Genomic DNA, 23544 nt, shown 5'->3' on the forward strand with positions numbered 1-23544 from the left:
CATATCCAATCGAATGGAGTCGTGCCACTCATGCAAGAAAAGACCGCCGGGTATCATCCCCGTACGGTCTTCTCTGCATGCTTTGCCATCAGGCATGCGCAAGTGTTTGCTCCGAAATAATTCGCCCACTCTCCATTTTCACTACCTGATCAGCAAGATGGAAGTAGCGATCGTCGTGTGTGATCGCAATTACACATTTGCCCTGTCTTTTCATTTCTGGCAGCAAGGATTCGTAAAAGAATTGACGATATTCTGGATCTTGGTCAGCAGCCCACTCGTCAAAGAGGAAAATCGGCCGATCTCTGACCAGACTGAGCATTAAGGCAAGACGCTTACGCTGCCCCGTAGACAGCTTCGTCGTGCTAAACGTTCCCGTTTCATCCACTTCTACTTTGTCAGCGATGCGAAGCACCTCTAAATGTTTGCTCACTTCTTCTTGCTTTGCTTGGTAATCGATTCCATACATCTTCTCAAACAGATAGAAATCACTGAAAATCGCGGAGAAGAATTCGCAGCGTTGATCAGCGTTCACTTTTTGGCCGTTCATGAAAAACTCGCCCTCATCTTGCTCATACAATCCGGTAATCAGCTTGGCAAACGTTGACTTCCCGCTACCGTTCCCACCAACAATGAAGACGATTTCCCCTTTTCGGCAGGAGAAGTCCAGCGGGCCTACGGAAAACTCTTCGCCCTCTTTGTTTTTGTATCGGAAACGCACCTGTTCAGTTGAAAATGTCTCAAAGTCTTGCGTGTTCCGCTCAGCCAAGCTTTCCTCTTCTCTTCTCGTTTCCACTGATAACGAATCAAGCAGCGCGTTCAATCTCTGCCAGCTGATCTTGATCCGAATCAGCTCCGGTACCGCATTCAAAATACCGTGAACGGGCCCTGTCATATACAGGAAGACAAACACATAACTAATCAGCATTTCTTTTTGCAGGGAAGGGAAGAGAACCGGGAATAAAAAGGCAACCGTACCGATTACCACGACGAATAGCAATTCCCCAATCAAATACACGTTCACAAATTTAAATTGGCCCGCTGATTTCTTATGTCGATAGTCAGAGCAGCTTCTTTCCATGTCTTCTTCGAATTCTTTTCGTTGCGCCTGCGTTAGATACAGCTCCTTGAAGCCCCCGATCATATCGGTAATATAGGAGAAAAACACATTTTGGATGTCTCTGGTTTCCTCCCATACTTTGTTTGCAAAGCGACCTGCCAGCGTATACAAGCCTACCGCCACAAAAATGACAGCCAGACAAAACAAAAATCCGTATAGATCCAGCGAGCCTAGATAAATGAAGCAAAACACGAGTGTAACCGCACTAGTTAGTGCCACAACGACACTATTGGCGAACGTACTAATCGTTTCCGTATCATTATTTAACCCCGCATATATTTCACCGTTATCAAGTGTCTCGTACTTTTGATAAGGGGTCCGAAAAATTTTGCGGATCAGTTCCATTCTTTTTTCGTATACGATTTCATTTGTGATCACAATCAATCGGCTACGCATCATTTTCTCCCCGACGATATACAACAAGATACCCAGGAGAAAATACAGGAAAATGGATGCATGAAACTTATTTGTAGAAGTGAGCGCCAGATTGATCATAAAAATAATCAGCGCATTCCCAAATCCGCTGATCAGCCCCTGTATGACAATAGAGGTCATGGATGTTTCTTGCGATTTCGGGAACAAGCGGGTGAGTGTGATGTAGACATTAAACAGAACGAGTCCTGCCACCAATGCGTACATAGCGTAAAAAATGGTGATGGGAAGCCAAACCTCGATGAACGACCATGGTAAGCCCATAAAAAAAACATCTGGCAAGTAGTATAAGGCGGCTGTCAAAACACTTCCCATGACAACAAATGCAACGAAGGATGCCAGACAGATTCGCCCTGCATTCGCGGCGAGTTTTCGTTCGCCTCGATAGACTTGCACGAAAATCTGCACGATCGCCCCACCAAGTACCAACAAAAGGATACCAAGGATCACGAGAGAAATGCTTGCCATACGATCCGCTTGAAGATTGGTGTCAGACACGACTAAGGGAGCTTCTTTGCCTAGTACGAGATTGACGGCCCCCTCTGCGATAACAGATGCGTTCAACGAGTTGATATTGGTCAAAACGACGGCGCCCAGCTTTTCCTCTGGACGAAATACCATGTACGAAGAAAATGCAGGGTTATTGCCGCCATGCGAAATTTGCCCTCCACCATCCTGATAAATCATCCAGCCTGATGCATACGAAAAACCATCTCCAGCAGGAGCTACCGAACGATCAGGAAGATGGGAAGCACGCACCAGCTCAGGACGAAATGCAGATGCCTCTAACCCCAACTGAATCTGCAACCATCGTTCCATATCGTTTAAATTGGAAACGACATATCCGGCTGGCGTATTTCCACGATATTCCGGTGCATCATACACGCGTGGGGAAAATAGTTCGATTTTGTGCCCTCTTGCCATCTCCGCCACGGGTGCCTGTGCCTTCAAAAAGGTATGGGTTAGTCCCAATTTAGCAATGACTTGTTGCTGCACATACTGTTCATAGGCCTGTCCGGTAACTTTCTCGACCACATAGCCCAGGATATCGTAGTTAATGGTGGCGTATTCATACTCGGTCCCCGGCTTGCGAACCAGTTCAGTATGATTGATCGCTCGCACGGTTTCTTCGATTGCATTCTCACTGGAAGAAATAGGGATGGAGCCAATGCTTTCAAAAGGAATCCCACTGGTATGATACAGCAAATGCTTAATCAGGATCGGTTCCTGTTGTCCTTTATAGGTAACGCGAAACCACGGGATATAGCTCTGAACCGGATCGTCCAGCGAAAGTCGCTTTTGCTCGACAAGCTGGTGAACGGCTAGCGCCGTAAAGGCTTTGGAGTTCGATCCGATTTCAAACAAGGTGTCAGCAGTAACCCGCTCTTGCTTCTGGGTGTCAGAGAAACCAAACGATTGCTTGTAAATGGTTTTCCCCTCTTTGACGACCACAACAGCTGCACCCGGGATTTTTTCCGACTCCATGATTTTATTGACTAGCTGTTCGATTGCTGGTGCGATTTCGGTATCCTGTCGAACGCTCGTTTCGGCGTACACGGGCATACTGCCGGAAAGTACGAGAACCAGACACATAAGCAAGAATCCTAGTTTTCGTCTCGACTCATCTATGATCTTTTGCAGAATGATCCACTCCTTTTTAGGCACTGCGTCTGTGGGAAAGACCGCAACCAGTACGTGATGTAATTGGGATTGGATAGAAACCGTGGCGAATCAAACTCGCCACGGTTTCCTATTACGCATCGCACATATACACGGGTTTCGAGTAGAGGCGCAAGGTTTCTCTCCATTTTTTAACCAATCGCTCCCACTGTTCTAGCTCGATTTGCTCCTGTTTCAATAGGCTAATCGGGATACACAAGTTTAATAGACGCCCATCTATTTCAAAACGGGTAACACCCGCAGGCAAAACATGCCCTTCCGATACGATACGCTCCAATTCTGCCAGACTGATTGGCGGGAACCGTATCAAGGCGGCTCCTGTTTCCGGCCATTCGAGCATCCCTGTGGGCAGACGATGCACCTGGTGGCTATAGTTGTAACTGTCCACTAATTGACGCCATAGCGTCATCCGCCACTCATCATCGTGCCGATTCTCATTTGGATACAGATAGAAGCGTTTCTTGTTCCCTATCTTCATTTCTGCCACAGGCGTTTCTCGTAAACGCTCTGTTTCCCATCGAAACACAGAATCTTGCTCCACTGATTGCAACCATGTAGCGACTGGCACAATATGATCCCACATATCCAAGTGAAAATCCTCATGCTCCACTACCTGTAAGGGGATATGTTTGCACCCAAGCGCTTGAAGAGCAAAGGTCCGATGTGCACCATCAATGATCAAATACTGGCCGTTTTGCATGAGAATCGCCAGCGGAGGATGGCGCAAAATCCCTTCCTCCTCAATGATCTGTCTGGTCTTGTGTAGTCGCTTGTATTCATGTGACTCGTGCAAACAAATTCGAGATGACTCTACCAGTTTTAGATTTGCCAGCACATCGTACAAAATGGTAACCTCCAGTTAGTCTTGCAAGTGAGTTCCGATCCCCTGCGAGAGTGCTTGTTTGTAATAGTAGCCAGCAATGGCAATATCAAAAATCGCCATACCCATCGGATTAAACATGATGGGCTCATCTTGTGGAAAGTCTTTCATCTGGTCAAGGCAGACGATATCTGTGATGGATTTGGTATCTTCTTTTTGCAACCCTCTCTCTAGATGCATGATCTCGATGTCCGTGTTCTCACGGCAAACTTCGATCCAGTCGTCTACGATAATGGAGCGGGTATAGTCGAGAATTTTTGGTGTAAAGTCGCGTAACGACACATTTAACAACAAGGAATGACGTTTTGGTTGCTTGTCAATAAAACCATGCGGTGATACCGTGCACGTAATGAACACATCTGCTTCGCAATATGCTTCTTCCCACGTTTGCGCGATAACCGTTTTCTCTTTGATCTCAGCCGGAATATACTCCTGTTGGATACCTGCAATGTCATAGAGAACCACCTTGGTGATCTTCTCTCCTAATAAGGCCGTTACCATTTGCAGATGAAGTCTGCCAATCGGACCAAATCCGATAATTCCGACCGTTACATTTTGCAGGGGGCGTACTTGTTCGTAATGCTTGAGGAGAAGACCGGAAACAGAAGCAGTTCGAATGCCGCTGACCAGAGCCGTATTAATCGTTGCCACAGGCTTACCCGTTCTGGCTTCGTTCAGGATGGTAATCGAATGCGCGCGTTGGATACCCTCTTGGAGGTTTTTCGGGAAACTGGCAATCCACTTGATTCCCGCCATGTAGGTATCTCCGCCTACAAATGCTGGCATGGCAATAATGCGGTTTGACATGTCATGATATCGCAAATAAGGTTTAATCGGCTGCGCATAATCTTCCTTTTGTAAGGCATGCACAGCATGTTCAATTACATCAATGGTTTCCTTCCAATTCTTGCCGATCTTTTCGATATCACTCGTGTTTAGATATAACACCGTGCATCCCACCCTGCTTATCGTAGTAGATTTGATTAGACACTGCTTAATTGCCAACGAAAGAATGCTTTTGCTGGTGCAACCACTGAACCCATTCTTGGTTGTATACGGTATTGACATAGGGCATACCGCCGTCAGGGCATAAAAAGACAACATTTGGCTTGACTACGTGCTTTTGATCTTTGAAATACTTTTCAATCGCCCAGTAGGAAGTTCCAGAAGATCCTCCAGCAAAAATGCCATGCTCAGCGTACAGCTGATAGCAAGCCTTGACTGTGTCCTCCTCCGAAACATGGACGACCTCATCAATAATCGCGGCCTTAAGTATGTCAGGCCGCATGCTCGATCCAATTCCCGGGATGTATCGTTTTTGCGGCTCTTGTCCAAAGATAACGGATCCTTCTGTATCGACAGCAATGATTTTGATGTCTGGAAAACGTTCTTTCAATCGCTGCGAAATTCCAGTAATCGTGCCGCCAGAGCTAACGCCGATAAAAGCATAGTCCAATGTCTCGAAGCTGTCTGCGATCTCGGCTCCCAATCCGTAGTAATGGGCTCTGGCGCTATCCGGATTTCCGTACTGATTGGTCCAAAACGAGTTATTCGTCTCATTCAGCAGGCGATTGACCGTTTGGATGCGCGTTAGGAGAAATCCTCCTGTCTCGTCACGGTCCGTTACTTTTACGACCTCATGGGAAAATGCCCTGAGCAAGTTCTCGTAGACGGGATTGATGTTTGGATCGATGACTGGAATAAATTTAATTCCGAGTCGCTTGCACAAAGTCGCCAATGCGATAGCAAAGTTTCCCGAAGAAGATTCAATTACAGTAGTTTCCTGCGTGATCTCTCCTCTTTTGATCGCCTCCTGTAATATGTAAAAGGCCGGCCTCACTTTTACACTTCCCATGAGGTTGTTGTATTCCAGTTTGCAAAACAGATTGATGTGCTCATGCTCAAGTTTGTTTAAAGGCGTTTTGCCAATCATGTGACTTATGGCCATCATTTTTGTTAGCATATTGAGCCCTCACTCCCGATTTTTCCCGTCTTCGTCCGATCGACTATATACATATTGGCCCTTCGATCAGGCAGATTTTTCATCCATTTTTTGCTGGATGTAACCTGCCAAGGTTTTCATATCTTGAAAGTTTTCCAAATGGAGCATGTCATCATCGAATTCAATGCCAAACTCCTTTTCAACCTTTACGACCGACTTGATAAAGGTCAATGAATCAATGTACTCCGTAAGTTCTCCGCTTTCGTTCACGTACTCAGAAAACAACCGGAGGAGCGTCTCGTATACTTCGTTTTCCCTTTCCATAGGAGTCCCTCCAAGTGGTAGATGCTTATACAACAACGCCAACTCGTTCCAGTACTTCTCTTGTTTTAACGACCGCTTCATATTCCTGCGTTTGTATGCTGCTGATTTTTTGGAGAACGCGATGAACCATGTCACTGCGATTACTGTCAAAAGCCTTAAGAATCATATTGGTCGTAATTTTCCATTGATGCCCGATACTGCGATACTGCTCGGCAAGTTCTCCGAAGTTTTGGTACTTCTCACTGATCACCTGCAGGGCATTCGCGTACATCGCTCGTGTTTGGGCCATGCTGATCAAGCTGTGGTTAAGGATATCGAGATGATCGTCTGTAATCTCCACTCCGCTAGCGAGAAAAGCCTCTACGTCTTTGAGAAAAGGATCAAGCGATTTCAACCCAACCTCGACGTTGACATCGTCGGGTACATCCAAGTCCCGCTTGATTTGACTTACTTCGCAACGACCCTCTAGTACGCTGAGATTGCACCTGACTGCTTCTATCAACTGATCGGGCGTCGGATGCAGGGAATCGGAAAGTACCAATTCAAATGAACGATTGTGGAGTGGATACCATTCACCTGTACCTGCATCCCGATAGGAAGAGTTACTAGCCTGTAAAAATTGCTCGATGGGCAACAGTCCTTTGTAGCGGTAGTAATCATCGACGATCAGAAGCTGGTTATCTTCTCTTCCTGTGACAATGATGCTATGCATTTCTGGCAGGTCCTGATAATAAGGGTTGTACGGGAGTTCTGCCATATTGCAGAGGACGATTGTCGGTACCTCCCGTTCCAAACGATCTTGTATATTTGCCAAAAATAGGTCGTCTTCCGGTTCAGCCCGTCCTTCTACGCGGATATTGTGAATCCACTTCAACTCATCGACTGTTCTCATGTATTGACCGTTTATATCTCCATAAGGCGAATCCTGCGTTTTAAGATAGATGGCACCGCACTGCTTCCATGCTGTTTCCAAGGCGGAAAAGTTCAGGTATTTCAGAACCGTGTAGATAGAAGCACCGATGCAATCCAGGTTCGGATGCTTGCTCGGTTGAATCTCGGTGAGTGACATGAGCACTCTCCTTCCTGTCTATCGTAATGGTAAACACATGCGACTATCGGATATCCGAATCACGTTCTCGCAAGGCAAATACTTGTTGCAAAAATTGACTAGTGAGAGACCTCACCTTATCGACAGCAGCTTCCATATCGGATCGCTTCAACATTTTTTCTTTGTATAAGCTAAGAGCATAGCGATTCACCACGTGATTGGATGCCTGCAAAATCTCCTCCGCCATTTCGCGTACAGACTGATCCGCCTGTGGTATGTACCAGTCCACTAATGTTTCCATCCACAGTTCTTTCCCGCCTAATTGAACGTAGAGCTCGTTTAAATTGGCTTCATGAAAATAGTTGTCTGGCTGCTCCGTTAGTGACAGCAACAGCGTAAGCTCACGGCCAACTTGCTGTTTACTCTCGACCGCTTTTAGTAAACACAGCAACTCCTGTTCCGCGCTGGTACGCAAGATTGCTTCGTCATCTGTAACGCGATCGAGCACCATGATCAGCCGTGATTGCGGCTCTAAATTCGCATAAATCTCCTCAAGCGTTTGATACGTGGTGGAAAATTTATCGTACTGGATTCGTTGAGCTTGCCCTCGAGTCAAATGATTGTGATTGATGATCGTATAAACCTGCTTGTCATGGTCATAGCCAGTGATAACAGTGAGATGATCGGTATGTTCCTTCTGGTATTGCGGCGTGTAAAAGGTGTAGTACTCGTCAAATGCAACCATTACGGGCTTGCCTTGATCCAACTGGTGTATGATCGACTCATGCAATTCATCCAGACGAGCGACAGGCACGAGTTTGACTCGATAGCCAAATTTGTAAAGCATCTCCTCATCCGACAAATATCCCATAACCTCAGCATGCTCCCGATACGAATAGGGGTACCCCTCAGCATCAAGCTGATAGCCGCGCTTCAACCCGAGAAAAAGCTTAAAATACGGAATCAGATGGGCATCCTGCTCCTCCATTAATAAAGCGAGACCGCGATCATAACAATTCCATTGACGCCAGGATAAATGACTGACATCGGCATATGAGCTGCGTTTGATTTGCGTACCATGCAATGATTTTGTGTTTCGTTGTTGAACCGTTTGGACTGCAGTAGCAGCTTCCTCTGCTTTCGCAACCTGTTCTTCTTCATACCCAGCCACATCGAGATAGGCAGCAAAATCGGAAATCGTCAAATGGGTAAGAAGGTCTTGTACTTCTACTTCTCGGTTCATCCGCTTTGAGATTTCGCTGATCATTCTAATCGCGATGATCGAGTCCCCGCCCAGCTCGTAAAAATTGTCATGGACATCTACTTCTTCAAGCCCCAGAACATATCCCCAAATGTGCGCCAGCTCTTGCTCTAAAACGGTGTAGGCATCCTGTTTTCTCCCACGTACCACCACGTTTGGGAGCTTTGCTTCTCCAGATTTTTGTGGTGCAACATTGTCTTTTTCTCTCCCGGCATCCTTGTCAAGAGAATGAAGGGAAGAGATGTCCAGCCAACAACGCTTACGCTCAAACGGATAAACAGGGAGGTGCACACGGCGTGGCTTTTTAAACGTATACATGGCACTCCAGCGTACATCTGCCCCACTCACATACAATTCGCCGAGCTCTTTCAGATCAGATAACTCTTTGCTCTGTGCCAATAAAAGCTTTTGCAAAAGTGCATTAGCTGCCTTATTCATCGCTTGTTGTTCTGCCTCAGTCAGTATCCCAGGCTCTCTATCCGCTTTTTCCTGCGAGATTACCTTGTGCCAGCCAAAGAAAATATCTGGTTCAGAAAGTGTTGTCCAGTCGCTCGCGCACAACTTGGAGATTTTTGCCGAAAAATCATCCATGTCCCTGCAAATCAGCAGTAAGCGGTAGCCGTGGTGACTACGGCCCGTATTTGCCGTAAAGCTGAGACTTTCCAATGTCGGCAGTTCCTCCACAGGCTTGCTGGTCCACTTCTGAAAGCGGAGCAACAGGTTGAGCAAGCTCTCCTTGCTTTTAGCGGATAAAGCGATTGCCTGAAACCCTTCGTCTTGCTTGAGAGGCTGAATGAATGATGCTTCCTCTACTACGAGGTGCACATTCGTTCCACTCATCCCAAACGAACTGATTCCAGCCCGTCGCACGCTTTGCTCTGGTTCCCACTCTGTCAATGTGTCATGGATGTAAATGGGAGATTGTTCAAAAGGAATCATCCGATTCGCGCGCTGAAAGTGCAAATGCGGAGGTATCTGCTTTTGTTTCAGAGACAGGATCACCTTGAAAAGACCAGCCATACCTGCTACGTGGTCGGTATGACCGATGTTCGTCTTTACCGAGCCGATCCCGCAAAATTGGCGACGGTTTGTGTAGGGGCGAAACGCTCTCTCCAACCCGTCCATCTCCATAGGATCACCCAGCTTGGTGCCTATGCTGTGCACCTCGATATAGGAAAGGGTTTCGGGGTCAATCTGCGCGTCTTTCCATGCCTGCTGAATCACTTCGGCTTGTGCCAATGAATTTGGCGCCGTAAGCCCGAAAGAATGGCCGTCTTGATTGGCGGCGCTTCCCTTGATCACGGCATAAATCGAATCCCCGTCTGCAAGAGCCTTTGCCAACGGTTTTAGCAAAACGGCGCCAACGCCTTCACCGACACCTGTACCGTCTGAATCATTGTCAAAAGGGCGAGTACGCCCAGATTGCGATAATATTCCCAAATCATTGCTTCCATCTTGTAAAGACAGCAAGATGAGCTTGACACCGCCGGCCAGCGCCATCTCACATTCTCCTCGACGAATCGCTTGGCATGCCAGATGAACGGCCATCAACGATGAGGAGCAGGACGTATCCACAAGCATGCTCGGACCTTTGAGATCCAACAGGTAGGAGATGCGAGAAGCGATGACCGATTTCATATTGCCAATGATTGAGGTGGACAGCGCATCTGGTTCCAGCTCTCGAATCATTCGTCTATACTCTTCACCAAAATCACTGCTAAACCCCAGATATACACCTGTTCGGCTGCCAGCGAGCATCGTTCCACCATACCCCGCGTCCTCAATCGCCTCCCAGCATGTCAGCAAAAATAAGCGCTGGTTCGGGTCCATCTGGCTGGCTTCCTTCGGAGAAAGACCGAAGAATTGCGGATCGAATTTATCAATTTCATTCAGGTAGGCAGCTTCTCGAAATTGAATTTGTTCCATCGTCAAGCCTTTGGCGAGTAACAAAGGAATCAAATCGTTCTGGCGCTCTCTGGGAAGCTCTCGTACACAATCTTGACCAGCTTGCAACAGACGCCAAAAGTCTGCCGGGTTTTCTGCGCTTCCGAATCGGCAAGCAGCACCAATCACCGCAATATCGTGTGGATTGGGTTTGCTGTCTGTTGAATGAGCATCCGTCTGCTGTTTATTCAATTTGACTCGGTTCAGTCCTAATGGCTTGCTCACTGCATTCTTCCTCCTTGGTTCCTCTGCTCACCTGGTTTGGCTTAGCTAGCTTGCCATTCGTTGCCGATCTCAGGAAATCGCTGTTGCAAGTCCGATTTGCTGGTCAGCTGATCAAAGCGCATGGCTTGTTCCGCGTCAGGAGCTTTTTTTGTTTGGAAGATCAAACGAAGCAGAGAAAAAGCTTCGCGTACATCTCCATAGCCCCCCTCTTTTTCTCCTTGTTCCAGCTGTTGTCTCAGTTGTTGTAGCGCTTGATAGGGAGCGATCACCCCTTGCTGGTACTCTTCTTCATCAAGACCGCGATTTTTCGTGCAAACAGCAATCGCAATGCAAGAATCGACCAGTTGGGCAATTGCTGCTTGATTACGCGCTTTGGCATCCTGAAGCTCTTGCTGATAACGATTGATCTCCCCCTGCTTGTCAAAGGCAAAGGCGCGAAGGGGATATCCTTTGGCCAAATTTGTCAGTACATTTTTAGGGCCGAGCTCAATTACGGTATTCGCTCCCTGTTTTACCAAGTAATCCATCGTAGATTGCCAGCGAACAGGGCTGGTTGTCTGTGCTGTAAGCAAATCGACAAGTTGATCAGCATGGACATAGGGTTGTGCTGTCACATTGGAAATCACAGGCCATTTGGGATCGCAATACGTGTATCGCTTTAGTTCTTCATGTAATTGTTCGGCTGCTTGCACCATGAGTGGCGAATGGAAAGGCGCACTCACCTTGAGGCTGACTACGGAAGTCGATCCATGCTGCTTGCACGCTTCTTCTACTTGGCGCACCGCATGTGCATGTCCGGAGATGACGATTTGATCAGCGGAGTTATGGTTGGCGACCACGACGATCGCATCGTTACGAGAATGTTCCCGACAAATCTCCTCGACAAGTTGAACATTCAACCCAAAGATTGCTGACATCGCTCCGACACCCTGCGGTGTGGCCGCCTGCATGAACTGACCTCGGCGATAGACAAGGCGGACGGCATCTGCAAACTGGATGGCACCGGCACAAGTCAGGGCCGTAAACTCGCCCAGACTGTGTCCAGCCACCCACTTCGGTTCGATGTTCATTTCCTCTGAATAAACACGGAAGGCTGCGACACTTGCCGTCAGGATTGCTGGCTGTGCATGCTCAGTTTTGATCAGTTCTTGTACATCCCCTGCAAAACAAAGGGTTTGCAGGTTAAATTCAAGCGCATCACTTGCTTCTTCAAAGGTGCGAGCGGCAATGGGATGGGCCTCACATAATGCTTGGCCCATTCCAACATATTGCGAACCTTGTCCCGGGAATAAGAGTGCGATTTTGTCCATTTTTGATCACCCTTCTTTACGTCATGTATTCATTCACTAGCATCCTGAGCAATTGCTGGTAATCCTGAGTCATCTCCGTGACTTTTTCTGCGCGGAGGCAATCTGGGTCGAATGCACATACGATATCAATCACGTCTTTTCCTTCCTTGATCCAGAAAGTAAGCTCATGTTCAAGGTGTGTGAATGATGCATCTGTAAACTCATTGACACTGCCGAAGAATGGAATAATGGTTCCGTCGTTGCGATCCGTCCGCAATTTTTTTAGCCACAACGAGGCTTCTCCCGTCATTTTCTCGATGAACTGTCGCTTCTGCTGCACCTGCTTGAATAGATCGAAGAAGGTATTGACCTCTGACATGTTCACCCGGAATGGATAGGCAATCATCTGCAGCTCCTTGGCGACAGCCACTTCCATATAAAGATCCTGCTGTCCTGTCAATTCAGCCATGAGGTATAGATACATCGAAAGCAGGACGTCTCTAACCTCAACAGCCTCCATTTGACTTACCTGCTGCACATTTTCAAACAGATCATCCGTAAGTGAGAATTGGACCCAGTTTGTGTCCGAATTCGCTTCTCCACTAACCCAATACTGAGACGGCAACTCTATCAGCGAGACACGATCCAACTCCTTCAACCAATAAGTGGTCGTATCGGTTTCCTCTTGTTCATCTGCTACATCTAAAACGGTGTTCTTCAAAAAGTTGGTTAGGCCAAACAGCGTAGGATGGGCGAACAAATCGGCAATTCGAACCCGTCCAGGGTAAAGCTGTTCAAGCTTGGCATGAACTTGCACCAGTAAAAGCGAATTACCACCTATGTGGAAGAAGTTATCCTGCATACTGACCGTTTCACGCTTAAGCACTTCCCGCCAAATGTCAGCCAGCTGTTCTTCCAGTCTGGTAGCTGGAGCTTGATATTCGGTGTGCTTGTCTTGAAGGGCATCAGGCTCTGGCAATGATTTGCGATCCAGTTTTCCGTTTGGTGTCAGCGGCCACATACTCATATGCGTATAGAAATGTGGAATCATGTAATCGGGTAAACTTTTGCTCAGCATAGCTCGCAATTCATCGCTGTCCAACGTTCGAGTTGCCATATAGTACGCAGCCAGGTAAGGATCGCTAGCGGTATCTCGCACACTGACTACCGCTTCCGTAATATCCGGATGCTGGCAAAGGGCACTTTCAATCTCACCTAATTCGATGCGATAACCGCGTACTTTGCACTGAAAATCGGATCGTCCCACATATTCAATACGTCCATTCGGCAGCCATCTCGCGAGATCACCTGTTTTGTACATGCGTTGACCAGGTTTAAACGGATGAGGGATATAGCGCTCAGCCGTCAGTGTTGGCTGACCGAAGTAGCCTCTCGTTACCCCATCCCCTGCAATGTAAAGATCGCCAGTGATCTTCATCGGCTGCACTTGCAGATGCTCATCGAGGATGTAGACTTGTGTATTGGGCAAAGGTGCGCCAATCGTTACTTCCCCTGCGTCGGTCAAGTCCTGCACCGTAGACCAAATCGTTGTTTCCGTCGGACCATACAGATTGTAAAGTCTCGCCTTGGTCTGTGTGCGAAGCCGTTGGAACAAAGTCGCCGAAAGGGCTTCTCCTCCAAGCAGGATCGCTTTCAGGCAGTCAAGTGCGTGCAAGTTGCTCTTCTCTTCCAGCATGAGCTGTAAACGGGATGGCGTCAGTTGAAGGAAAGTGATTTCTTCCTGCAAAATCAACTCCTTGAGCACTTGCGGGTCTGCTTGTTGTTCTTCCGTTGCAATGACTACGGTCATCCCTTTTGTCAGCGGTACAATCGTTTCAAGCAGAAAAATATCAAACGAAATCGTTGTCACAGCCAGCATTTTGTCTGCGCTGGCAAAATCGATGTGTTCCCCGATCCCTGAGCAGAAGTTCATCAAATTGCCGTGCTCAACCATAACGCCTTTAGGCTTGCCTGTAGAACCCGATGTGTAAATGACATAGGCGAGATCGTCAGGTGTAGCCTGTGGCGGAAGATTGGAGTCGTCTTCCATCTCCAACCGAGAATCATTTACGTCCACTCGGACAACACTTCCCCACTGCTTCTCTGCCAGAGAATCGTGGGTTAAAACGAGACGAGTCATGCTATTTTCCAAAACGTAGGAGATACGTTCTTCTGGATATTGCGGATCAATCGGAACAAACGCAGCCCCTGCTTTCAAGATCGCCAAGAGTCCGACCATCATTTCCACAGAGCGATTCGTCAAAAGGCTCACGCAAGTATCAGCAGTGACGCCGTGTTGCTTGATCAAACGAGCTACTTGGTTTGCCCGCTGATTTAATTCCGCATAGGTGACTTTCTCATCTCCGCATGTGACAGCTAACACGTTCGGCTGTGTTGCTACTACTTCTTCAAAGAGCTGGACGACTGTTTTTTCACGAGAGTATTCCAAACTCGTGTCATTCCATTGCTCTATCAGAAGTAAGCGTTCTTCTGCTGCCAGCATGGACATCTTGCCGATCAACTGTTCAGGATCTTCCACCATCTGCTCCAGAATCTTCTGGAAGTGTGTGGACATCGACGCGATCGTCTCTTTGCTAAACAGCTTGTTGCTGTATTCGATATCGACAATCAGGCGCTGTTCTCGCTCAATGATGTCAAAGGTCAGATCAAACTGGGCAGAGCGCTGTTCAAATGGATAAGGAGAGAGCGTCAACCCATTTGCACTCATGCTTTCCTTCGCATCGCCGGTATTTTGCAAAATGAACATCACATCAAACAGTGGGTTGCGCGCCGTATCTTTTTGCAGCGTCAGACGATCCACCAGCATTTCAAACGAATAATCGGCATGAGAGAGCGCCGCCAGTGCCCGTTCTTTTACTTCCTGAAGGAAATCTGTCACGGTTCGATTGCTTCGCGGGAAGTTTCTCATCGCCAGTGTGTTCAGAAAGACACCAACGATGTTTTCCAGGTCTGCATGATGACGGCCAGCCACTGGCGATCCAATGATAATGTCTTCTTCGCCAGCGTATTTCGACATCATAATGGTGAGCGCTCCCAGTAGCGTCATGTACAAGGTTGAACCATTGTTTTTTGCCAGTGCCAGTATCTTCTCTGTCATCTCTTGAGGAATCTCAAAGGTAAGGACATCTCCCTCAAAGCTCTGGACGGACGGTCGAGGGTGGTCCGTAGGCAGATTAAGCACAGGAAGTTCTCCATCCAGCTCTTTTAGCCAGAATTTCTCCTGAGCGGCCAATACCCCATTGTCCAGCTGCTCTGTTTGCCACACGCTGTAGTCTTTATATTGAATCCGAAGCTCGGGCAACTCGAGTCCCTGATACAATTGGAAGAACTCACGGATCAAAATGTTGATGGATACACCATCGGAAATAATGTGATGCATGTCGAACAGCAACAAGTGTTTGTTGACATCCATGCGAATGAGCATACCGCGAACAAGCGGAGCTTTTGACAAGTCAAATGGTCGAATGAATTGTTCGACTGTTCTCTTTGCCTCGTACTCGTCGACTTCACAATACGCCAACGTAAAATCTACGCTCGGTTGAACGGTTTGCATCAAAACGCCATCCACGATGGAAAACGAGGTGCGCAGCGACTCATGACGCTGCACCAGCGAGACAAATGCACGTTCGAAGGCCATTCTGTCCAGCTCGCCTTCTAGCATCATGACTGTAGGGATGTTGTAGGCAACTGCCCCTTCCTGCATTTGTTCCAATACATAAATTCTCTGCTGAGACGATGTGGCGGGATAAGCTTCCCGATAATCTGCTACAGGAATCGCTGACACAGCTGATTCTTCATTCGGAGCCAGTAACACAGCCAATTGACGGATTGTCGGAGTCTGAAACAGGTCGGTGATTGTCATCTCTTTTTGCAACTGCTTGGTGACACGGGAAACGATACCGATTGCCAAAAGAGAATCGCCACCCAGCCTGAAGAAGTCGTCGTCAATGCTCAATTCGGAGTAACCCAGCACATCGGACCAAATCTGACCCAAGGCTTGCTCCAACAACGTGTAGTGATCGCCTTCCTCCCTGCCATACAAAACAACACGGTTTTGTATGGTCACTGCGGATGGTACTTCGCGTTCTTTATGAGATTTCACGCTTGCAAAGATCGTGTCTCCGAGCTTTACTTTCAGCGACGGTGCCCATTCCTTCAGCACTTGCAAATCAAATTGTCCAATGATCAAATGCTCAGTTTGGCAAGACAGCGATGCATCAAAGGCCTGAAGCGCTCCATCCATTGGCATGTAACCGATAAAACCAGGACCTGTTATGCCTTCAAACGCATACCAGTTCAAAGCGATCGTTGGTTTTCCCGTTCGATTGCGAGCTGCACTATAGGCATCCAGGAAGCAGTTGGACGAGACATAGTCACTGCCAGTCGCTCCACCCCAAATTGAAGCAAGTGATGAGAAGATCACAAAGAAATCCAGATGCTCCGGTTCAGCTATTTGATCGAGTATGACTGTGCCCGCCATCTTCGCTTTCAAACCATTTTGAAAATGGGAAAACGACTTCGTCTGAATCGTCTCGAAGGTGATATGCGCCGCGGATTGGATAATACCGTTGATCGGTCCGTAACGGGCGCGGACTTGCTCGGAAATATCCTCCATCTGCTGACGGTCGGACACGTCGGCTGCGTAGCAGACTACCTGCGCTCCCATTTCCTCTAGCTCAATCAGTTCTCTCAGCTTTCGTGCCTCAGCAGCACTGCAGTCTGGATGCTGTAAACGCTCCTGCCACTCGTGGTTAGGTGGAAGTGGAGAACGATTAATCAGCACGAGCGTCACATTTTTTTGAGCGGCCAGATGCTTACTAAATGCCAGTCCCAGTTTTCCGGTACCTCCGGCGATCAAGTAAACGCCATTTTCACGTATCTCTACAGGCCGTTTCGGAATTTGATCGATATCGCAGCGATTCATTTCTGGTACGATGCGATTTCCTCTATAAGCCACCAAAGTGTCATCCCGATTGCAACGAATTTCCGCTAGAAGCTGACCAGCCAACTGCGATGTTGAACGCCCCTCTGTTGCGAGATCCAGGCTAAAGCATTGCAGTTTTGGATTTTCCTGCGAGATAACCTTGGCAAGACCGAACAAGGGAGCCTTTTCTGGAAAAACAGGGCCGTTGTCATCTACTGCTTGTGCGTAGTTCGAAACGATCCGTAAATCTAGCACCTGCTTCAGATCCAGGTCAAGCAACGCTTGTGTTAAATGGAACAGACTGTAAACGCCAAGATGTTGCGCTGACTCCAGAGCTTCAAGCTCTCCGAGACCATTTGGCTGTTGGGCGCCCGAGGTCAAGCTCCATAAGTGGATAATCCCAGTCAGCTTTTCCTTTTTGTCCCTGAGTCTCTCGAACACACGCCGCAGATCTTCTGGCTGGCTGGGGTCTAGGATAAACTCGTGGGAAGAAACGGAGGCAAAAGCCTCACCGCTGCGAAGTATGAACACTTCATGTCCGTCCGATGCCATCGCGTCAGCAAGAGTTTCCCCTAGGCCGCCTTCATCTTGAAACACTAACCAGATCCCTGGACGCTGGGACTGATGATTGGTTGTTAGCTCTTTCGTTTGCCAATTGATCTGGTAGAGCCACTCTCGATACTCTTGTGGCGTATACGCTGAGTGCCCGACCAATAACACTGAATCAGACAGATCAAGCAGCGCTGTTGACGACGGATACATGGCAACCGATTGATAGTTCGTATCCCGAAGAGCCTTTTCCCAGCGTGAGGCATCCATCAGTCTGGATTGGTGTCGCAGATCGGTGTCTTCGTACTGCCACCAGTCTGCGGCAAGCCCCCCGATCACATTTGCCGTTGAACGATTTTTCACGAGCTCAATCGCAAACAGCACGCCCTGCTCTGCAAGCAACTGATGCAAAATCGATAAGGATGCCCGAACATCCTTCGTCCTGTGTATAGCATTATTAGCGATAATCACATCGTATGCGTGTAGATCGAATCCTTGTTCGGCTGGGGCCTTCTCCATGTTGAACAGGCGGAACTCCACAAATGGATACACTTCTTTGCACTCTTTTTCTGTCTCATCGAGGGTCCCTTGGACACAATCCGTAAACAGATAAGTGACTGCTTGATTTTCAATCTTCGGTAGCAAGAGGCGTGCAAGACTGCTTGAACCGCCTCCAACCTCCAGAATACGGACAGGACGGCTACACGAATGGATGTATTGGGCAATTGTTTCCACTGCCATAAGTCCAGACGGGTTTCCAAGAGTAATGCGATCCGCATACAGCTTGAAAAAGTCAGAAGTATCGTCCGACATAAGTACGGTCTGCCCTGTCATGATGGTTGAGTAATGGGCAAAACACGCTTTTAATTGGGTGAACGTCTCTCGCTCATTCGGATAACGATCCAGACAATCCTGATAAAACGTTGCCGCATCAAGACCCTCTGCTTGAGCAGCAAGTCGATATGTTCCTGCAACTTGTTCAACAAGGGTCGCTTGAACGACGAGCCCAAGCATTAGTTGGAAGAGATGTTCATTCCTTCCATCAAACCTTACAGCTTCACGCAATTCTTCCAGCGTATACGTTTGACTCTGCTTGTGGAAAACGCCCAGTTGATTGAAGCATTCAAGCGATGACAAGCCGGAATAAAAAGTCTCATCCTCTTCCAAGCCTGTTTGCTTTTGGACATTCACCTGATTCAGTAAAGTTTCCCCAAACGTAAAGAAGGTGGAAGCAATTTTATGAACATCAGCAGTTGCGTTCTCATGTGCCGCCTCAGTTGCTACAGCAGCGGACTGCTCAATTGTTTCGCTTACAGGTTGATCCGATTGCACCCAGTGGCGGGTTTTGGCAAAGGAATAGGTTGGCAAAGGTACTTTTTTCCATTTAACTGGACGGTAGTATTCATGCCAATTGATTGGCACCCCTCGCACGTACTGTTTCGCCATGTCTACTGGGTCAGAGCTGTCTAATTGCATGCTGATCGGCAGTGAACTTTCACCACGGGAATTCAATACCCCGTAGAACACCTGGTTCCCATCAACAAGCGGAGCACCGTCCTCCATCCGTTTTCCCGCGCACAGGCCATGGATCTTCTGCAAAAGGTCCTCTTTGCTGTTGATAATAAAGCCAAGGCGATACCGATAGTGTCCGCGCCCAGTATTAGCAGTAGCGCACATATCAAGAAGGGAATGCTCAGAAGGCGCTGATAAAAATGCTTGGTATTTCTCAAGCAAATCCCATAGTGACTCACTTGTCTTGGCAGATAACGTAAATAGGTAATTGTCAGATTCTGAAACGGCTGTCGCCTCGCGCTTAGGAGGCTCTTCCAATATGACGTGGGCGTTTGTCCCGCTCAGGCCGAATGCACTTATGCCGGCTCTCCTCACAGGTTGGTCAGCCTCTACATCCCAAGCCTTTAGCACATCATTTATATAAACAGGCGAATCTATAAAAGGAATTAAGGTATTCGGACGTTTTACATGCAGCGTCGGCGGAATCTGACGATGCTTCATCATCAAAGCCGTCTTAATGATCCCAGCTACACCGGATGCCGCTATCGTGTGCCCGATATTGCTTTTGACCGAGCCTATTGCGCAAAATTGCTTACGTTTTGAAACTTTCTGAAAGGCATGCATGATCCCCTCAATCTCGACAGGGTCGCCTAATCTGGTCCCGGTCCCATGTGCCTCAATGTAGGAGATGCTCTCCGGATTGATTCGCGCCCGCTCCCAAGTTGTTCGCAACAAAGCAGACTGGGAAATCGCATTGGGCGCTGTAATACTAGTAGAACGGCCATCACAATTGACCGCTGTGCTTTTGATCACGGCATGGATATAGTCGTTGTCCTTGACTGCTTGATCGTATGACTTCAAAAGAACAGCGCCAAGACCTTCTCCCCATACTGTTCCATCAGCAAAGTCATCAAATGCTTTGGTTTTGCGTTCTACAGATACGATGCCAAAATCAGTATCTTGTTGAATCGGAAACAGGGAAAGGTTCACTCCACCTACGAGAGCCATTCGACAATCGTTATTTCCAATGGCCTGACATGCTTGGTGCAGAGCGACCAAGGAGGAAGAGCAAGATGTATTAATCAGTTGGCTCGGACCTGACAGATTCAGCAAATAGGAAATTCGTGAAGCAATAATTGCTGCAACGTTGCCAGCCAGCGAGGACGAATCAACGTTTTTCAGCACACGCTGGTATTGTGATTCATTGTCACAATATCCCAGAAATACGCCTGTAGGAGAACCGCTGATCATCTTCTCGCTATACCCGGCATGTTCAAATGTTTCCCATGCCAACTCGAGAAACATCCGTTGATAAGGATCCATGGTTCGAGCCTCTGCAGGTGAAATCTCGAAAAACGCATGATCAAATAAATCCACGTGATCGAGATAACCCATCCGCTCATACGTAAAATCTGTGTCGTTAAAAAATTCTCTCGCTACCCTCTCGACATCTGGACGCCTTGCAGCAGGGATATCACTGATTGAATCGTGCCCCTGTTGCAAATTGTTCCAGTATTCTTCGAGGCTGCTGGCTCCGGGAAAACGACAAGCCATACCGATGATCGCGATATCTTGGCGAGTGTTTACGTTGGCAGAGGACAGTTCTTTCAGCAAAGGAAGTGCTTCCTTCTCTTGCAGTCGATGAGCAGCCACTTGCTGCAAGATGTATTTTTTTAGCAAACTCATCCTATTTCCCCTTCCTTTTGTCGATCAGTTCGGCACCCTTGTCTACGGAGAGAACTCCCTCCTTGACCTCCCTCAGCAATTCCAAAAGAGATTCATCATCATCGCCTTGATCTTCCATTGATGCAAACTGATCCTGTTTTCTTTGTTCGAGAAAATCCACAAACATAGCAATCGTATAGTAGGAAAACAAATGTGCGACGCTAATCCCGCTATCCACTTGTTTTACAATTTGCGCATGCATTTTGAGCAACAGCAGGGAATTCCCTCCCAGCTGGAAAAAGCTGTCGTGTACCCCCACTTTTTCGATTCCCAAGATTTCTTTCCAGATGGTAACCAACTGTTCTTCGTTCTCATTTCGTGGGGCTACATATTCAGCATCGGACGCCTGTTGTTCATCCACTTCTGGCAGTAGCTTGCGATTGATCTTGCCCCCTGCTGTCAACGGCATTTTTTCAATGCTGACAAAAAAGGAAGGGATCATGTGATCGGGAAGCCGTTCGCTGAGATAACCACGCAAGTCACTTGCGGTCAATTCCTGAGCATTCGGTACGTAGTAAGCGCACAATCGAGCCTTCTCTTCTTGAAATAGCACGGCACACTCTTTTACTAGCGGGTGGGACAATAAAACCTCATCAATCTCGCCAAGCTCAATTCGGTGCCCGCGTACTTTTACTTGATGATCGATGCGACCGCAGAACTTGATATTGCCATTCGGCAGATAACGCCCAAGGTCGCCTGTCCGGTAAAGCTTTTGATAACCAATTTCCGGATAAGGGTTGTCAACAAAGCTGGCTGCTGTTTTCTCAGGATCGTGCAAGTAACCGTGTCCCAAGCACAAGCCTGTTATATAAATCTCCCCTTGATGTCCCGCCGGAACTAGTTTGCGATTTGAATCCAGCAGCAGAATTTTCGTATTGGCTATCGGCTTTCCGATCGGTATTGGTCCCTGATGGGTATGGTCGATCTCAAAGTAGATGACACCAATAGACGTCTCCGTCGGACCGTACAGATTCGTAATACGAACGTGGGAAAACCGCTGAAGAAACAGATGCACGGTGTGAGCCGTAATTTCCTCTCCCCCCAAGATCAGGTGGCGAATCGAAGAAAGTGAATCGTGTATATCCAGCCGTGTTTCCATTTGATCCACCAGCAGGTTGAAGACCGACGGCACAAAGTCGGTAATCGTAATCTGATAGGTTGAAATGGCGTGCAACACTTGATCGAGCGTCATCTCAAATTCAGGAATCGGCAATACCGTACGGCCACCATGCAAGAGCGGCCAAAAAAGTTGCCAGACCGAACTGTCGTAGTGATGGGGAGTCGTTTGGAAAATGGCGTCCTGTTCCGTACAACCGTAGTGTTCATCCATCCAGCAAAACCGATTGAAAATACCGATATGAGGAACGACAGCACCTTTTGGTTTGCCGGTGGAACCAGATGTATAGATCACATAAATCGGGTCGTCCACATCGACCTGGACATGTAAGTCCCCTTCTTCCCGGAATTCATCCGCATCGACGATTACAGCACGTGTCAATTGTACGAATGACGGTTCCTGACGTATTTCTGGCCCGATCAGCGTCACCGGACAATCCAATTCATCCAGTAGCTGCTTTTTCCGTTCGTTCGGACTCTGCACGTCTAGTGGGACAAATGCCGCACCTGTTTTCATCACGGCTAGCAGGGAAATGACCAAATTCAAGCTACGATTCATCAAGACCGGAACATAGCTTCCTTTTCCAATGCCGCTGTCCTTCAACATGTGTGCTAGGCCATTCGCTTTCCCATTAAGTTGAGCATAGGTAAGGGTTTTGTTGCCAAACACAGCTGCTGTTAGGTGAGGAGTACGCGCTGCCTGTTCTTCAATCAGTTGATGAATCGGCTTTGGAGCAGAATGAGGAACATCTGTTTGATTGCGGGTATACAACAGATCAGTCCGCTCTGCTTCTGTCAACATATCGATTGTGCGAACCAACCGCTTGGGATCGGCGACCACTTCACGAAGAATTTGTAGATAATGGCTGATCATGCGTTCGATGACAGCCTCTTGGAACTGCTCGCCCGCATACCGTACGCGACCTGTGATTCCATCTTCTGTTTGCTTCAATGCAAACACCACTTGCAGGGACAGGCCTTCCAAAGCAGCAATATCTTGCATGTTTTCTAGTACGAAAGCAGTATCTGTCAGTGTCATCAGATCGGTGTCGGATAGATCAAGCCATTGCATCATTTGCGAAAACGGATAGTTCTGATGCTCAATTGCCTCTTTGACCAGCTGCTTACCCTCTTTCGCCACTTCTGCAAAAGTAGCTTCTTGATGCATCCGTACACGCAGCGGCAGTACCCGATTCCAAGCATTAGGGGGAAGCGGATTCTGAAAGACGGGCGTGAGAATGATCATGTCGTCTGTCTGCTTATACCGATTCAGCATGATTTGAAACGTCGACAGAAGGAACAGGTAGAGCTTCATCGGATGATGATCGCAATGGGCCGCAACGGCAGCGTTCAAATCATCTGGAAATACAAAAGATATTTCTTTTGTCTCCTCCCCATCGCCCTCCTTCTCCGTCCCTTCGGTTGGAAGGAGGGAGAGCGTCCACTCCCCCTGTAGCTTCTCGCGCCAGTAGTGCTCCTCCCGGCTAAATTTTCGACTGGTTAGCAGAATGTTTTGCGAAATAGTAGTCTCCATATGCCCTCCCCCTCTTACTCA

At 47.9% G+C, this 23544-nt stretch carries 10 protein-coding genes; all 10 read right to left on the reverse strand.

The window, feature by feature from the left end; all coding sequences use genetic code 11:
* Nucleotides 1-88 precede the first annotated feature (88 nt).
* Nucleotides 89-3148, reverse strand: a complete 3060-nt coding sequence (gene edeA / locus C7R92_RS03255; RefSeq protein WP_208636179.1) for a cyclic peptide edeine export ABC transporter EdeA — start codon at nt 3146-3148, stop codon at nt 89-91.
* 154 nt (nt 3149-3302) lie between these two features.
* Complete coding sequence (locus C7R92_RS03260) at nt 3303-4064, reverse strand: ParB N-terminal domain-containing protein (protein WP_244195638.1); 762 nt, start codon at nt 4062-4064, stop codon at nt 3303-3305.
* A 24-nt stretch (nt 4065-4088) separates the two neighbouring features.
* Nucleotides 4089-5057 carry a 2,3-diaminopropionate biosynthesis protein SbnB gene (sbnB, locus tag C7R92_RS03265; protein WP_069844806.1) on the reverse strand — a complete coding sequence of 323 codons (969 nt, stop codon included), beginning with the start codon at nt 5055-5057 and terminating at the stop codon, nt 4089-4091.
* 46 nt (nt 5058-5103) lie between these two features.
* Entirely contained in the window at nt 5104-6072 is a 969-nt protein-coding gene (gene sbnA, locus C7R92_RS03270) for a 2,3-diaminopropionate biosynthesis protein SbnA (protein WP_106833236.1), read from the reverse strand.
* Between the two features lie 66 nt (nt 6073-6138).
* Nucleotides 6139-6375: a phosphopantetheine-binding protein gene (locus C7R92_RS03275; RefSeq protein WP_017249063.1), complete on the reverse strand. Its 237-nt coding sequence runs from the start codon at nt 6373-6375 to the stop codon at nt 6139-6141.
* A 25-nt stretch (nt 6376-6400) separates the two neighbouring features.
* Complete coding sequence (locus tag C7R92_RS03280; RefSeq protein ID WP_106833237.1) at nt 6401-7444, reverse strand: BtrH N-terminal domain-containing protein; 1044 nt, start codon at nt 7442-7444, stop codon at nt 6401-6403.
* A 43-nt stretch (nt 7445-7487) separates the two neighbouring features.
* Nucleotides 7488-10853: an edeine polyketide synthase EdeG gene (gene edeG, locus C7R92_RS03285; RefSeq protein WP_106833238.1), complete on the reverse strand. Its 3366-nt coding sequence runs from the start codon at nt 10851-10853 to the stop codon at nt 7488-7490.
* Between the two features lie 41 nt (nt 10854-10894).
* On the reverse strand, nt 10895-12163 hold the full coding sequence (gene fabD / locus C7R92_RS03290) for an ACP S-malonyltransferase (protein WP_106833239.1): 1269 nt from the start codon (nt 12161-12163) through the stop codon (nt 10895-10897).
* A 16-nt stretch (nt 12164-12179) separates the two neighbouring features.
* Nucleotides 12180-20834: an edeine biosynthesis hybrid PKS-NRPS EdeI gene (edeI, locus tag C7R92_RS03295; RefSeq protein WP_106833240.1), complete on the reverse strand. Its 8655-nt coding sequence runs from the start codon at nt 20832-20834 to the stop codon at nt 12180-12182.
* Nucleotide 20835: 1 nt separating this feature from the next.
* Nucleotides 20836-23523, reverse strand: a complete 2688-nt coding sequence (gene edeJ, locus C7R92_RS03300; protein WP_106833241.1) for an edeine non-ribosomal peptide synthetase EdeJ — start codon at nt 23521-23523, stop codon at nt 20836-20838.
* Between the last annotated feature and the right edge of the window lie 21 nt (nt 23524-23544).

The sequence above is a fragment of the Brevibacillus porteri genome (assembly GCF_003013475.1).
Taxonomy (GTDB): Bacteria; Bacillota; Bacilli; order Brevibacillales; family Brevibacillaceae; genus Brevibacillus; species Brevibacillus porteri.